Origin of the sequence: Serratia sp. CY55921 (assembly GCF_052167655.1) — a bacterium.
GTDB lineage: Bacteria > Pseudomonadota > Gammaproteobacteria > Enterobacterales > Enterobacteriaceae > Serratia > Serratia ureilytica.
This window is the reverse complement of record NZ_JBJNMU010000001.1, coordinates 2,755,861-2,769,393: the sequence shown is the minus strand read 5'-3', so window position 1 is coordinate 2,769,393 and position 13,533 is coordinate 2,755,861. Positions and strand designations below refer to the sequence as shown.

The 13,533-nt window shown below is 61.0% G+C and carries 14 protein-coding genes; 5 read left to right on the top strand and 9 right to left on the bottom strand.

Going from position 1 to position 13,533, the window contains the following annotated elements; all coding sequences use genetic code 11:
* Positions 1-32: 32 nt before the first annotated feature.
* Positions 33-566 carry a hypothetical protein gene (locus ACJ8M3_RS13475; protein ID WP_033641986.1) on the bottom strand — a complete coding sequence of 178 codons (534 nt, stop codon included), beginning with the start codon at positions 564-566 and terminating at the stop codon, positions 33-35.
* 502 nt (positions 567-1,068) lie between these two features.
* Here ACJ8M3_RS13475 and ACJ8M3_RS13470 point away from each other — a divergent pair.
* Positions 1,069-2,166: a hypothetical protein gene (locus ACJ8M3_RS13470; RefSeq protein ID WP_033641987.1), complete on the top strand. Its 1,098-nt coding sequence runs from the start codon at positions 1,069-1,071 to the stop codon at positions 2,164-2,166.
* A 3-nt stretch (positions 2,167-2,169) separates the two neighbouring features.
* On the opposite strand, the gene ACJ8M3_RS13465 is transcribed toward ACJ8M3_RS13470, so the two are convergent.
* From ACJ8M3_RS13465 to ACJ8M3_RS13440, 6 genes are all read right to left on the bottom strand, one after another.
* Positions 2,170-2,874 (bottom strand): hypothetical protein, encoded by a 705-nt coding sequence (locus ACJ8M3_RS13465; RefSeq protein WP_047572518.1) that lies wholly within the window; start codon positions 2,872-2,874, stop codon positions 2,170-2,172.
* 16 nt (positions 2,875-2,890) lie between these two features.
* On the bottom strand, positions 2,891-4,066 hold the full coding sequence (locus tag ACJ8M3_RS13460) for a hypothetical protein (RefSeq protein WP_089196619.1): 1,176 nt from the start codon (positions 4,064-4,066) through the stop codon (positions 2,891-2,893).
* A complete protein-coding gene (locus ACJ8M3_RS13455) occupies positions 4,063-5,349 on the bottom strand; it encodes a hypothetical protein (RefSeq protein WP_089196620.1) in 1,287 nt (428 codons plus the stop codon). Before ACJ8M3_RS13455 ends, ACJ8M3_RS13460 begins: the two co-directional genes overlap by 4 nt.
* A gap of 53 nt (positions 5,350-5,402) precedes the next feature.
* Entirely contained in the window at positions 5,403-5,927 is a 525-nt protein-coding gene (gene cybB, locus ACJ8M3_RS13450) for a cytochrome b561 (protein WP_089197667.1), read from the bottom strand.
* Positions 5,928-6,196: 269 nt separating this feature from the next.
* Entirely contained in the window at positions 6,197-7,798 is a 1,602-nt protein-coding gene (locus ACJ8M3_RS13445) for an ABC transporter substrate-binding protein (protein ID WP_033641991.1), read from the bottom strand.
* Positions 7,799-7,926: 128 nt separating this feature from the next.
* Positions 7,927-8,307 (bottom strand): winged helix-turn-helix transcriptional regulator, encoded by a 381-nt coding sequence (locus ACJ8M3_RS13440; protein WP_046688317.1) that lies wholly within the window; start codon positions 8,305-8,307, stop codon positions 7,927-7,929.
* A gap of 84 nt (positions 8,308-8,391) precedes the next feature.
* On the opposite strand from ACJ8M3_RS13440, the gene ACJ8M3_RS13435 reads away from it, so the two are divergent.
* The gene (locus ACJ8M3_RS13435; RefSeq protein ID WP_089196621.1) at positions 8,392-9,159 is read left to right on the top strand and encodes an NAD(P)H-dependent oxidoreductase; all 768 of its coding nucleotides are present in this window, start codon (positions 8,392-8,394) and stop codon (positions 9,157-9,159) included.
* Here ACJ8M3_RS13435 and ACJ8M3_RS13430 read toward each other — a convergent pair.
* Entirely contained in the window at positions 9,156-9,404 is a 249-nt protein-coding gene (locus tag ACJ8M3_RS13430; protein WP_016928938.1) for a hypothetical protein, read from the bottom strand. The two genes, ACJ8M3_RS13435 and ACJ8M3_RS13430, sit on opposite strands and share 4 nt — an antisense overlap.
* A gap of 192 nt (positions 9,405-9,596) precedes the next feature.
* Between ACJ8M3_RS13430 and ACJ8M3_RS13425 the strand changes: the two genes are divergently transcribed.
* The 3 genes from ACJ8M3_RS13425 to feaR all read left to right on the top strand — a co-directional run bounded on the left by ACJ8M3_RS13425 (position 9,597) and on the right by feaR (position 11,915).
* The gene (locus ACJ8M3_RS13425; RefSeq protein WP_089196622.1) at positions 9,597-10,001 is read left to right on the top strand and encodes an Exc2 family lipoprotein; all 405 of its coding nucleotides are present in this window, start codon (positions 9,597-9,599) and stop codon (positions 9,999-10,001) included.
* A 233-nt stretch (positions 10,002-10,234) separates the two neighbouring features.
* A complete protein-coding gene (locus ACJ8M3_RS13420; protein ID WP_033651040.1) occupies positions 10,235-10,876 on the top strand; it encodes a DsbA family protein in 642 nt (213 codons plus the stop codon).
* Positions 10,877-11,015: 139 nt separating this feature from the next.
* Positions 11,016-11,915 (top strand): transcriptional regulator FeaR, encoded by a 900-nt coding sequence (feaR, locus tag ACJ8M3_RS13415; protein ID WP_089197668.1) that lies wholly within the window; start codon positions 11,016-11,018, stop codon positions 11,913-11,915.
* A 33-nt stretch (positions 11,916-11,948) separates the two neighbouring features.
* On the opposite strand, the gene ACJ8M3_RS13410 is transcribed toward feaR, so the two are convergent.
* The gene (locus tag ACJ8M3_RS13410) at positions 11,949-13,448 is read right to left on the bottom strand and encodes an aldehyde dehydrogenase family protein (RefSeq protein WP_089196623.1); all 1,500 of its coding nucleotides are present in this window, start codon (positions 13,446-13,448) and stop codon (positions 11,949-11,951) included.
* Between the last annotated feature and the right edge of the window lie 85 nt (positions 13,449-13,533).

The following is a 13,533-nucleotide window of genomic DNA, read 5'->3' as shown; positions in this document are numbered from 1 at the left end:
TCCTGTTGCGGGAAGCGCCGTTTTTTATTCCGTTACTGTTTCTTCATCATCATCTTGCCGCGCATCTCTTTGCTCATCATTTTATTCGAGCTGGAGATCACGCAGTTATATTGCTTGCCTTGGTTAATGATCATAAAGGTGCTGACCGGATTTTTAAAATCCTTGTCGATGGTGAAATAAATATAGGCCTGCGGTAGTGCAGCCGGTTTAAAGGCGCCGAAGGCATACATATCCGCCAGGCCCAGCGCAGAGAGATCGACCGTCAGCTCCATGGGTTTCATGGAATCCGGCGATGGGAACATCGACTTGGCCGACATCATCATAGTGCTGCTGTTGATGGTGTAATCGGTTTTGACCTTCATGCCCATATATTTCGATTCCGGCATGGAAAGTTCTTTTTGGCAGGCGGCGTCGTGCTGCGGCGCCGGGCTGCCGTTTTCCATCACGGCGTGCACGTGTTCCAGCATCACTTCCGCGTTGCCGGTGGTAGGTTGTGCATCGGCAGCGTAAGCCGCGCCGCTGAAGGCGGCTACAGAGGTAAGGATAATGCCCGTAACGATTTTCATTGTCGGTCTCCGGAATGCTAATAATGATATTAATTGCGGTGTGTAGCCTATTGGCCTGATAAAACGCAAAGTGACCCGTTCCGTGGAGATAAAATATCCTCGGAATATTGCTGGAAAAGAGTTTTTCTTCCTCGCGGTAAGCAAGGTGGTGTTAATTTTTTAAGCGCCTGTCTGATTTTTTATTCGGTATTTTTTCCTGCATATAAATAGTATGTCTAAACATAGTCAATGTTTAGAATATGTACAAATTATTGCGATTTTTTTCCTCGTTACGCTTTCTGTTTCTTAATCGAGCAATAAATATTTATTGAGATACAGAGGGTTATGTTTTTATGTTGGAATCACGCAGTGAAGCATTATTTATGTGATCTTCATAGTCACAGAAATAACGCTGAAATTATTACCTTTCTATTTAACGGCTAATTATTCATGGCATAGGCTTCAACCCCACTAACCGCCTGAGCTAGAATCAGGCGGTTTTCTCTTCGAAAAGGATATCGCCATGGCCGCCTGGGCGCTTTTGATCGTCGGTTGGTTATTGATTTGGCAGGATCACTCGGTTTGGGGTGTGCTGTGCATCGCGCTGTTTGCCGTGCTGCAATGGGCGAAGCGCGCCGCTAAAAGCGGGCAAGAACCCGAAGAGGCGACAGAGTGGCGTAAGACCGACTGGCGTTCGCAGCCGATTGAGATGGCGCACGCCGGCGACAGCGACCGGCAGATTGGCGGCGTGGGGGAACTGGGCATGGGCGGCCCCAGCTTTTGGACGCTGCTGCTGCGCGACGGGGCGATTGTGCATGGCGCCTGTGCCGCGCCGCAGGACGTGGACGATGGCAAGCTGCGCCTGATACCGACCCGCAGCCGCGAGGGAGAGGAGCTGACGGTATACGAGCCCGCCGCCCGGGCGATGTATGCGCTGCCTGCGTTGACCGATCGCGAGCTGGGAGCCTTGGCCGCCGGTTCCGTTGAGGCGTTGGTGCGGCTGCGGGCGACGTGTCGGCAGGTGGAAGCCACGCCGTTGCACCTTGTGCGCGGTCTGTGGGTGCCGCAGTGGGTAGCGGATCCGGCGGATCGGCTGGAGATCACGTTGCCCAGCGGCCGCGTGCTGGCGGCGCGCGCGATGTTGCCGGCGGATCTGCGCCAGGCGGACGATCCTGCCGCGCTGCTGCACACGCCGCCTTATGAACTGTTGTTGGATAACAGGCCGACCGATCGCTTCGTGCGCGATCTCGAACGCGTGGCGGAATCCCCGTCGGGTGACGGTTTGAGCGTCGGCGGCTGCCAGTTCCGCGGCGAGCATATCGTCGATGGCCTATACCATCTCTACTTCGCCGGCGAGTGGTTCAGCCTGCTCTCTTATGCGCATAAACCGGCGGGCGGGCGCGGTTCGGACACCACCTTTTTCGTCGAGCGGGTCGAGCCGCAAGACGGCGGGGTGTTTGTGATTGAATGGGATGCCTACAGCGTGGGGCCAGGCGGGCGTGAGCCGCGCGTGCCGGCCCCGCCGGTATTGGTTATCGCGGTAAGTTGGCAGGAAACGCCGCTGCAGTTGCCAACGGCCAACAACCGCGTGACCGTGCGTTTGCCCAACGCCACGGCGTAAGGCTTAGGGCAGCACCCTGACTTCGCCGTCGTGCAAGGTCAGCACCGCGATCGGGCTGCCGGAGAAGCACTCCCTAAAGATCCAGTCGCTGGGCCGAAACGCCGCCGCAGGCAGCCCGGCCTGCCACTCCTCCCACTGCGGGGCCGGCCGATCCGGCGGCAACAAGAAGGTGACCAGCCAACCGGCTTCGCAGTGCACCCTTTGGCCGCTCGGGCGGGTAAAGGTGTGCGCGCTCGCCAGCTCCATCACCGGCGGTAAAACCTCGAAGGCGATGATCGGCACGCCGGCTACGCTCTGTGGCTGAGGAAAACGCACGGCGGTCACGCCGTTCATCGTGATAGGGCTGTCTTCGGTGCCGGGCAGGCGTGGATCCTGGCGGTTTACCCAACTGCCTTTCGGCAGCGTCGTTTCACCGAACGGCTTTGCCTCGTCGAGCGTCAGGTAGCTGCGTTGATTCCAACGATCTTCCGCCCGCTGGCTCTTGATGTCCTGGATGGCAATGTCGATCAGCATCAGCGCGCACGCCACCGGGTAGACCGCCAGCGCCGAGGCCAGCAGATAGCCGCCCCAGGAGAGCGGCGGTCGCGGTCGGCCGCAGCGGGCGGCGATGTAGCGCCGGCCCCACCAGGCGATCAGGATGCCGGCGAGCAGCAGGGCCAACAACAGCGCCAGCAATCCTGCGGCGCCGGCGCCATAGCCTAACAGCATGGCAAGTTCCTTCTGTTCATGGCGTAGTGGAACGATAGCGAACGAAGTAGGGCAGTGGCGGGGTCTTCCCGTCATCGCCATAGTGGCTTTCCGGTTCGATCACGGTTTGGCGTGCGTCGTCGCGCCCGTTGTAGCGGTACTCCAACGGCTGTCGGTAGCGCACGTCGGATGAGCGCAGATCGAAAATCAGCGAAAGACGCGCATCGCCGTTATCCGTTTGGGAGACCAGCTTGTCGTTGCCCGCCCACAGCTGATACAGCGATTTATCGCCGTTTTCCAACAGTACCGCCAACTGCCCGTCGGATTGATAACGCAGGAGCTGATACAGCCCTCTGTCCAGCGTTTGGGCGATCAGGTAGATGCCGCCATCCGGAGCCTGCGCGCTTTCCTTCACGCGCACCGTTAGCCAATGCAGTTCGGCCACCTCGCCGGTTTTGCCGTTAACGGCGATGTGCAGGGCGCCGGAACCGAGCACCGGGTTCATCCAGAACAGCACGCGATCGCCATCAACGGCGGTAAAGATCTCGGGCATGGATTTGCGCTTACCGGCGGCGTTAGCCGTCGGTGAGTCCTCCTCGCCGCGCTCAAAGCCCAGCAGCTGCCGCGCGTCCAGCTGTGCCGGCAGATCCAGCGTTTGCCGCCAATGGGCGCCAAAGTCCGGGCTGTAGAATACGCCTTCGGTGCTGATGAAATACAGCGCGCGTTGCCCCGGCAGCGCCACCAGTTTGCCGCCGATAAAGGAAGGCAGGTTGTCGTCACCCTCCGGCCAGGGGATCAGCGCCCCGAGGGTGCCACGTTGCACATCGACCAGCCGGCGTCCCTTGGACAGAAAAAGCACGCACTCCTGCTCGACGCAAACTGCATCGTAGATCAACTCGTCGAGTTGCCCCAGCATCTGCAACCCCTTCGGGCCGGTGAATAACACTTGGCTGAGGTAGCTGGCCGCCCAGCCGTAAAAGCTATTGTAGGCCCCGCGTTCACTCCTTTTGCTGATGAGCAACAGAGCGCCGTCCTGCGCCGGGTAGCTGTGGATGAGATCGTAACGGGCTATCGTCGGCAAGGCTTCGTCGCTCTGGGTCCATTGCCACTGTGCATAGCGTTGTTCAGGGGCGAGGAAATAGACGCCCAGCGCGCTGGCCAAAAACAGCGTCAGGATAATAAGGGGTCTTTTATAAAGCGCTAACGTCATCATTTCAGCTCCGTCACCTGCTCCTGCCGCCATAGCCTGCGGCGCAGATGGCGCAGGTATTTGAACGTTTTAAACGTGCGGTGCTGGTCAAACGCGTAGAGGCGGCAGATCTGGGCGAAGCCCTCGATCAGCAGCGCCAGGCCGCTGATCATCAGCATCATCAGCAGCAGAATCGGCGGCAATTCACTGCCGAGGCGCTTCAGGGTCCAGGCATCCAGGTAAAAGCCCGCTGGGGTATCGGCGTTATCCCACACGATCATGCCGAGCATCAAACACATCATGATCGCGCCGAGGATGAAGACGACGCGTGCGCTCAGGTTAAGGCCGGCTTCGGTGAAGTAGCGGCTGCCGCCGATAAGATAGGTCTGGCGGTCGCGGTGATTGATGATCCCCCGCACCGTCGGCAACTCGGGGACGGTGTCGTTTTCGCAATACAGCACCTGCAGCGGATCGCCTTTGGCGATGAAAAGCGGATGTTGCCGACGAAATACCGGATGCAGTTTGGTATTGGGAACGTTGAGCGCGCGGGTCGTCAACGCGAAGTGCGTCTCCTTCTGGCGCCACGCATAAGTGTCCAAATACTGCACCTGGCGCGGGAGCTTATAGTCGCGGAGTTCGTAGCTCAGGGCGTTGACCGTCTCGATGCCGGAGGCCTCGACGCCGTCCGGGAGCGGAGGCGCGGTCTGCAGCGGTGCGGCCGCCGGCACGGCGTCTGTGCGGACGGCCCGGTATTTGATGCCGGGGATGTTCAGGCTGAGCGAGCCGGGCGGCGTGACGTCTTGCCCCAGCAGCACGCGATCCAGCGCCCTGAGCAGGCGCCTGCGGCCGCGGTGCGCAATCAACAGGAGCTCTGAGCCGACGAACAGCACCAGGCCGATGCCGATAAGGCCGGCGATGATGGCGATAAAGAACAGGACGATGGTCAGCCAGGAGTCTTCCCGGTCCATGATGAAAAAGCCCGCCGGGAAACCGCCGGCCATCACGACGCCCAGCAGCAGCAGGGCGAAGTATTTCAGCTTGTATTTCAGCGTTCTGTCGGGCTCCAGGCGGCCTTTCGTGCCGTGCAGCAGCCAGTGCAGCCAGTAGCTGCCGTCCCGCAGGCGGTGGGCGCCGATCTTCACCCGATCGCCGGCGGCGAGCGTGGCCAGCAGATTTTCGCTGTCGCTGAAGTCATCGCGATAAAAAAAGAACGTCTGGCCGGAGGCGATGATCCTCACCAGATTGTCGGGCGCCGTCTGTTGGCAGGCGCATTGTTCGACGGTCACATGAAAAAATTGGGTTTGCATGTCATTCCCTGTCGGCGGGCGTGGCCCGAAAATTCATCCCTGGCGCCGGGTAATCAGCGCTTTTTCAGCAACGGAAGCATGCGCACCAGCGCATTGTCCTTGACGATATAGTGGTGGAACAGCGCGGCGGCGGCATGCAGGCCGATCAGCCAGTAGCCGAATGATGCCAGCGTTTTGTGCCAGCCGATAATCGCCCGCGCCTGCGGCCGATCGGCCACGTCGGCAAACGGCATCGGCAGGCCGAACAGAAACCATTCTTTGCCGCCCAGATAGCGCGAATAGACCCCCAGCACCGGCAGCGTCAGCAGCAGCAGGTAGATCAGGGTGTGCGTCAGGTGCGCCATGCCGGTTTGCCACTTCGGCGGTTTGGGCGCGATGGCGGGCGAGGCGTGGCGCCGGCGCAGGAACAGGCGGGCCAGCATCAGCGCAAACACCGTCACGCCGCTGCTGAAGTGGGTGACAACCAGCGCGTACCACGGTGCGCTGCCCGGTTCGGCAAAGCCCCGCAGCTCGATGGTGACGCAGGTGATGACCAGCAGGATAGCCACCAGCCAGTGCAGGCGAATTTGCCACGGCATATAGGTGTTCTGCACCGGGTTACCTTTTGATGTTAAAGGGTCTGTGCGCCGATGGTAACGAAATGTTACATCGGAGGAAAGCGCGTGCGCGCAATTTAGGCAAAACGCCAGGCTCAACTCACTTATTAAGCGATTGGTTTAGTGGGTTATGCGCCAGGCGGTAGAGGGGCATCGTAAGTTGTGAAGCTAATGGACGACAGTTTCAGAGGCTGGCAGCTTATTAAGTGATGAAGCGGGTTGCGCCGCAGCCCTCGCTGCGGCGCCTGGGATCAGTTCAATTTGGCCTTGGCGAAATCGCTGCCGTTCACGTCCACCACGTAGCCGCTCAGGTTGCTGCGGGTGGCGTAGAACACTTTGCCGGTGGCCAGCGGTAGCCACGGCGCCTGTTTGGCGAAGATCACCTGCGCCTGTTGGTACAGCTTGGCGCGCGCTTGCGGCTGGTTCTCCTGGATCGCCTGCTGGATCAGCCGGTCGTAATCCTTATCGCACCAGCGCGCCACGTTGGCGCCGCTCTGCACCCCGGCGCAGCCGAGCAGGGTGGCGAAGTTGTCCGGATCGCCGTTGTCCGATACCCAGCCGTACAGCGCGCTCTGCTGCTCGCCTTTGCGCAGCCCGGCCAGATACTGGCCCCACTCCCAGGTGACGATCTTGGCCTTCACGCCCACCTTCGCCCAGTCGCTCTGGATCATCTCGGCGATGCGCTTCGAGTTCGGGTTGTAAGGGCGCTGTACCGGCATCGACCAGATGTCGGTCTCAAAACCCTGTTCCAGCCCGGCCTGCTTCAGCAGCTCGCGCGCCTTCTGCGGATCGTAGGCGTATTCCGGCAGCTTGTCGTTGTAGCCCAGCATGCCCGGCGGCAGCAGCGAATTGGCCGGTGTGCCGCTGTCTTTGAACACCGCGGCGACGATCGCTTTCTTGTCTACCGCGTAGCTCAGCGCCTGACGCACCAGCAGGTTGTCGAACGGTTTTTTCTGGGTGTTGAACGCCAGATAGCCGACGTTCAGCCCGGTAATGTCGTGCAACTGCAGGTTGCCGTCGGCCTTGATGGCGGCGAACTGTTCCGGCAGCGGCGCGGGGATGATCTGGCATTCGTTGGTTTTCAGCTTGGCCAGCCGGGTTTGCGGATCCGGCGTGATGGAGAAGATGAGGTGCTTGCTGGCCACTTCGCCCTGCCAGTAGTGCGGGTTGGCGATGTAGCGGATCAGCGAATCCTGCTTGTACTGCTGCAGCGCAAACGGCCCGGTGCCGATCGGCCAGTTGTCGACGTATTCCGGCGTGCCCTTTTTCAGCATCGCGTCGGCGTACTCGGCGGACAGGATCGAGGCGAAATCCATCGCCCAGTCGGCGACGAAGGCGGCGTTGGGCTGGCTCAGCGTGAAGCGCACGTGGTGTTCGTCCACCGCTTCCACCTTGGTGATCAGCTTATCCAGACCCATGTCGGTGAAGTATTCATAGTTGCCGCCGGAGACCTTGTGATACGGGTTGGCGGGATCCTTCTGCCGCATCACGGTGAACACCACGTCTTCGGCGTTGAAGTCGCGCGTCGGGGTGAAGTATTTGTTGCTGTTGAATTTTACCCCCTGGCGCAGGGTAAAGGTGTAGGTCTTGCCGTCCGGGCTGACGCTCCACTCGGTGGCCAGCGACGGGGCGGGCGTTTTATCGCTTTCGCGCAGCGTCACCAAGCGGTTGTACAGCACCTGCGAGGTGGCGATAAAGGTTGGCCCGGAGCTGGAGAGCTGCGGGTTGAACGATTCCGGCGAGGCAACGGTGCAGTACACCAGCGCATCGGAAGCGGCCAGCGCGCCGCCCGCCGACAGCAGGCCGCAGCCGGCCAGCACCAGCGCGGCGATTGGGTGTTTTAAAAACGTCAAGGCAAGATCCTCAGGTGGAGTGGGCCGTTACCGGCGAATTGAATTAACTATAGATAACGGATGGCGAGACCGGGAACAAGCGTCTCACCTGCGCATTCTGTGCGCCGCGCGTTGCTTGCCAAACCGCTTTACTCGCTCTCGCGCTTGCGGTCGGCATCATAGCGCTCGCGAGCGGCGTCCAGCTCGGGGAAATGGTATTCCGCCCAGCGGTCCAGCGCCGTCAGCGTCTCGACCAGCGAGCAGGCGACGGCGCTGAGCCGATATTCCACATGTGCCTGATTCTTTTCACTTAAATCCAGCCGTTCGAGCAGCCCGTTGCGTTCCAACTGGCGCAGCGTTTGCGTCAGCACCTTCTGCGAAATGCCGTCGATGCGGCGCAGCAGTTCGCCGTTGCGCATTGGCCGCTGCGCCAGCGCAGGCAGGATCAACATCACCCACTTGCCGGAGATCAGCGCCAGCGCATCGCGCGCGGAGCACTTGCTCGAATAGACGTCGCCGGGATAAGCCATTGGGGGTTACCTTCAGGTGCGTAATTGCCAAGGGTGCGATAAAGCCACAGCATAGCAGCACCACCTTACAACGGGAGAAACAGGATGAACGTGCTGATTGTGCTGGCTCACCCCGAGCCGCATTCCTTCAATGCCCATTTGGCCGAACAGGCGCGGCAGGTCTGCCTGGCGCAGGGGCATCAGGTGAAGACGGTCGATCTGTATCAGGAGGGATTTGATCCGCGCGAGGGCGCCGGCCATTACCCCAGCAGAAAGCAGGCGGACAGATTTGATGCGATGCAGGAGCAGCGCCATCACTGGACGACTCAGGCGCTGCCGGCGGAGATCCTGCGGCATATCGAGCTGCTGCATTGGGCGGATACGCTGGTGCTGCAGTTTCCTTTCTGGTGGTTCGGCGCGCCGGCCATCATCAAGGGCTGGATGGATCGGGTGTTCGTTTACGGCGGGATCTACGACAGCCGCCACCGCCATGAGAACGGCGTAATGCGCGGCAAACGGGCGCTGCTGACCGTCACCGCCGGCGCTTCCGCACAGGCCTGTGCGCCAGACGGGCGCGACGGCGACATGCGGCTGATGCTGTGGCCAATCATGCATGCGCTGCACTATATCGGCTTTAGCGTGCTGGAGCCGTTCCTGGTCTATGGCGTGCGCGGCGGGTTGGCGGGTGAAGCTCTGCAGGCGCAAAACGCCGCGTTGGCGCAGGTGACACAGGCGTACCGGGACGGTTTGAACGCGTTTTCCGCCTGGCCGGCGGTGCCGTTCAATCGCAATGAAGATTTTGACGCCGATCTGGCGCTGAAGCCCGGCGCGCCGGTGTACAGCCCGTTCGTGCGGCACTGCGATCCGGCTTAGAACCCGGCCTTCAGCAGTTCCTCGCGCAAATCGTCGATAATCGCCGGTTCGATGTCGGGGAACTGCTGCTGAATATCGGCGATGGCTTCGGCCACGCTGGGGCCTGCGAAAGTGCCGGAGAAGGGCACCAGCGGCAGATTCGCGTCGCTGTCCGGCAGTTCACCGCGGATGGTGCCGGTGATCATGCCCGCTTTTTTTTCCGCCGTGAGGTCGTACTCCCCCACGTTTTTGTCGATCGGTTTCATTGGCCGCCTCGCTGTCGGTGAGTGTTTACCCTGTCTGTTAAAGCATAGTGTTTCAGGCAATGAATACCAATCAATGTATATAATATTAATATAAAACAAGGTGATGCGCGTTTTGTCGTTTGACGTTCGCCGGGGGCCGGCGCTATGCTCTTGGCGCTAAAGGAACCTTCCTCACTGACAGGGACAGACGACATGAAAAGACTGAAAAGCGCGGCGCTGTTGTTGCCGCTGTTGGCGCTCAGCGCCTGCACCCATCACCTCAGCAGCGCCGAGCTGCATGCCAAGCACTACATTTATCAAACCCGCGACGATTTCGATCCGCAATTCCGCACCGATGTGAACGGCAGTATTAAGAACGCCGTGCCGATGTTCGAACAGTTCTACCAGCTGGGGAAAAAGGATCGCGCGGCAGGCGTGGTGCGCAGCGAGGCGCAGAAAAAGGCCGACTATCTGGCCAGCCCGGAATTCCAGCAGAACATGGAACACAAAACCATTTTCATCAATCGCGCCTACAGCAGCGCCGACAATCCTAAGCGCCGTCAGGTGCTCTCGCAGGAAGCGGTAGGTGCCTACTGGGATGGTTACGAAGGGCGCTGAACATAATCCCTCACAAATATACCCGTCATGCTTGAAGCTGCATCAGTGTTGACTGCGAGCGCTCACCCCAGTCACTTACTTGAGTAAGCTCCTGGGGACTCCCGCTCTTGCCGCCGTGATGCAACTCCAATTATTTAGGGTATAGAAGGTAATAAAAACTGGTCTTCTGGCGGTTATTTGATTATAAAAACCGCCGCTAAGGACGATGTTCATAGATGAAACCAGGAGTGTTTATGTTGGCAAAAGTTAAGCGTTCGTTCGCCGCCGCCGTCGTATTGATGTTGGCGCTGCCCGCGGTTCAGGCCGCGGATTACCGCGCGGGCGAGCAATACACCCGGCTGGATAAGCCGGTGGCCGCCGCGCCGGCGGTGGTGGAGTTCTTCTCCTTCTACTGCGGCCCTTGTTATCAGTTCGCCGAAACTTACCGCGTGGGCAGCACCGTGGCGCAGGCGCTGCCCGCGGGCGAGAAGGTCACCAAATATCACGTCAGCCTGATGGGCAAACTGGGCAATGCGCTGACCGAAGCCTGGGCGGTGGCGACGGTGCTGGGCGTGGAAGACAAGATTGAAGGGGCGATGTTCGACGCGGTGCAAAAACAGCGCGCCGTCAACAGCGCCGACGATATACAGCGGGTGTTCACGGCGGCCGGCATCGATGCCGCCACCTATGAAAACGCGCGCCACAGCCTGCTGGTCAAAGGGTTGATCGCCAAGCAGAATGAAGCGGTGAAAGCGTTTGACGTGCGCGGCACCCCGTCGTTCTACGTGGCCGGCCAATACAAGATAGACAATGCCGGCATGGCCGCCACCAGTGTTGAAGGCTACGCCAAAGAGTACGCGGCGGTGGTGCGTTACCTGTTGGACAAACAGCCTTAAGGTGGTTCTCCCTTCGGCACCCGATGATCTGTGATCGCGGTGCCAAATCCCCCGCTCGCCATTGATTGTGTGTTAACGGATTGTTATGGTGATTTTCTGTTCAACGGCGCAGCGCCGCCGGCGTTTGAAGGGAGAGATCATGACGGCATTGGCAACGCTCCGCGACGCCGGCTTCGAAGAGTGGCTGGGGAAAATCAACACCGCCTGCGGCAGGTTCTGCGCGAAAACGCTGGGGCCGGGTTTCAGCGGGGCGATGCAGGAGTTCCGCGCCCATGCGCTGCGTCTGAGCGTGGTCGACGTGGCCCAGGCCCGGCTGTATCGCACGCCGCGTGAAATCGCCCGCAGCGACGGCGCGCACTTTTTTACCGTCTTCCAGCTGCGCGGCAGCGCGTTGATGGAGCAGGGCGATCGCCAAACGATGCTCTCTCCCGGCGACATGACGCTGATCGACGCCTCACAGCCCAGCAGCTTCACCTTCCAGCGCGATTCGCGCCAAATCTCTTTGCTACTGCCGCGCGGCTGCCTGCCGCTGCCGCCGCCCTGCGCGCAGCGTCTGGGGGCGGAGCTCAGCGCGGTGCGCCTCAGCCGCCAGCTGGTGCTGAGCAGCATGCAGGATCCTCAGCTCGCCGCAGCGGAAAGCGAGGCGGTGCTGAATGCGCTGGCGGCGCTGCTGCGCCCGGCTCTGGCGCTCGAACAGGCGCGGCCGGAGGGGCAGCAACCGGTCTTCGACAAGGCGCTGGCGTTGATCGACAGGCATATACAGTCGCCGCAGCTGCGTCCTGAGTGGGTGGCAGCCGAGCTGGGGGTATCGTTACGCAGTCTGTATCGGCTGTTCGCCCGTCAGGGGCTGGTGGTGGCGCAGTACATCAGGAACCGCAGGTTGGATCTGTGCGCGCAGGCGCTGCGCAGCGCCGCCGGGCAGGAAAAGCTGGCCGGCATTGGCCTTGACTGGGGCTTCGCCGATCACAGCCATTTCTCGACCGCTTTCAAGCAGCGTTTCGGCATGTCGCCGAGCGAGTACCGTCGACAGTATCAATAAGTCAGGGCGCGGGCCAGGCCCGCGCCGCTGCACTCAATAGCGGATGCAGACCGATTTCGACTCGGTGTAGGCATCCAGCCAATCCGGGCCGAAATCACGGCCGCTGCCCGACTGTTTGAACCCGCCGAACGGCATGTTCGGGTCGATCAACGTATGGGTGTTGACCCACACGGTGCCGGCCTGAATGCGCGGCGTCAGCGCCATCGCCTTTTGCAAGCTGGTGGTCCACAGGCTGGCGGTCAGCCCGAAGTCGGTGTCGTTGGCTTTGCTCAGCGCCTCTTCGGCGCTCGCCACCCGGATCAGGTTGACCACCGGGCCGAACACTTCCTCGCGCGTCAGGTTCAGCCGGTCATCCGGGTTGATCACCAGCGTCGGCGGAATGTAGAAGCCGTTGGCGTCCGGGCCGGCCGCGCCGCCGATAAGCTCGGCGTTTTTCGCCCGGGCGTCGTCCAGGTAGGCCGCCACCTTGTTGCGGTGCGCGAGCGACACCAGCGGGTTGATTTGCGCCCCGGTATCCATCCCCGGCCCGACCGACAGCGATTTCACCGCCTGTTCGAATCCGGCCACCAACCGATCGTAAATCGGCGCTTCGATATAAATTCGCGAGCTTGCGGCACACACCTGCCCCTGGTTGAGGAAGCTGCCGAGCATCAGGCCTTCGATCACCTGCTGCGGATCGGCATCTTGCAGCACGATGGCCGGGTTTTTACCGCCCAGCTCCAGCGTCACGCGGGTCAGGCGATCCGCCGCCGCGCGCGCGATGCTTTTGCCCACCGGCGTGGAGCCGGTAAAGCTGACTTTGGCGATCAGCGGATGTTCGGTCAGTGCCTTGCCGCACACGGTGCCGCGGCCGGTGATCACGTTGAACACGCCCGGCGGTACGCCGGCTTCGCTCGCCAGTTCGGCGATGCGCAGCAGGGTGAGCGGGGTGGTTTCCGACGGCTTGATGACGATGGAGCAGCCCGCCGCCAGCGCCGGCATGACTTTCCACATGCCGATCATCAGCGGGAAGTTCCAGGGCACGATGCCGGCGACGACGCCGATCGGCTCTTTGCGGGTATAAACCTGATATTTGGCGCCCGGCGGCATCGGAATGGACACGTCCAGCGTCTGGCCGGTGATTTTGGTCGCCAGCCCGGCGGTGTAACGCATCCAGTTCAGGGTACTGCCGACTTCGAAAGCGCGGGCGATGTTGATGGATTTGCCCTGCTCCAGGGTTTCGAGCTGCGCCAGCTCTTCGGCGTGCTGCTCCACCAGATCGGCGAAGCGCAGCAGGATGCGTTCGCGCTCGACCGGCAGACGCTGCGCCCAGACGCCTTCGCTGAAGGCTTTGTGGGCGGACTCCACCGCCTGCGCCACGTCGTGTTCGTTGGCGTCGGCGGTGGTGGCGATTTGCTGCCCATTGGCGGGGTTATACACCGCCAGGCGGCCTTCCGCGGCGGACGCGCGCCACTGGCCGTCGATATACAGCCCATGCTGACGATCGAGAAAACGCGACACGCTATCCAGCACGGCTACGGTATTGTCAGACATACATCCTCCGATCAGATTCATCAGGTTATCGTTAACCCTGAGAGTCTAGATCAGCGGTAAAGCGGCGGCTTTGCTCTGCCTGACA

Excerpts from the sequence above, each read along its gene's own strand:
- ACJ8M3_RS13475 (WP_033641986.1), bottom strand. The coding sequence starts at position 566 with ATGAAAATCGTTACGGGCATTATCCTTACCTCTGTAGCCGCCTTCAGC.
- ACJ8M3_RS13470 (WP_033641987.1), top strand. The coding sequence starts at position 1,069 with ATGGCCGCCTGGGCGCTTTTGATCGTCGGTTGGTTATTGATTTGGCAG.
- ACJ8M3_RS13465 (WP_047572518.1), bottom strand. The coding sequence starts at position 2,874 with ATGCTGTTAGGCTATGGCGCCGGCGCCGCAGGATTGCTGGCGCTGTTG.
- ACJ8M3_RS13460 (WP_089196619.1), bottom strand. The coding sequence starts at position 4,066 with ATGATGACGTTAGCGCTTTATAAAAGACCCCTTATTATCCTGACGCTG.
- ACJ8M3_RS13455 (WP_089196620.1), bottom strand. The coding sequence starts at position 5,349 with ATGCAAACCCAATTTTTTCATGTGACCGTCGAACAATGCGCCTGCCAA.
- cybB (WP_089197667.1), bottom strand. The coding sequence starts at position 5,927 with ATGCCGTGGCAAATTCGCCTGCACTGGCTGGTGGCTATCCTGCTGGTC.
- ACJ8M3_RS13440 (WP_046688317.1), bottom strand. The coding sequence starts at position 8,307 with ATGGCTTATCCCGGCGACGTCTATTCGAGCAAGTGCTCCGCGCGCGAT.
- ACJ8M3_RS13435 (WP_089196621.1), top strand. The coding sequence starts at position 8,392 with ATGAACGTGCTGATTGTGCTGGCTCACCCCGAGCCGCATTCCTTCAAT.
- ACJ8M3_RS13430 (WP_016928938.1), bottom strand. The coding sequence starts at position 9,404 with ATGAAACCGATCGACAAAAACGTGGGGGAGTACGACCTCACGGCGGAA.
- ACJ8M3_RS13425 (WP_089196622.1), top strand. The coding sequence starts at position 9,597 with ATGAAAAGACTGAAAAGCGCGGCGCTGTTGTTGCCGCTGTTGGCGCTC.
- ACJ8M3_RS13420 (WP_033651040.1), top strand. The coding sequence starts at position 10,235 with ATGTTGGCAAAAGTTAAGCGTTCGTTCGCCGCCGCCGTCGTATTGATG.
- feaR (WP_089197668.1), top strand. The coding sequence starts at position 11,016 with ATGACGGCATTGGCAACGCTCCGCGACGCCGGCTTCGAAGAGTGGCTG.
- ACJ8M3_RS13410 (WP_089196623.1), bottom strand. The coding sequence starts at position 13,448 with ATGTCTGACAATACCGTAGCCGTGCTGGATAGCGTGTCGCGTTTTCTC.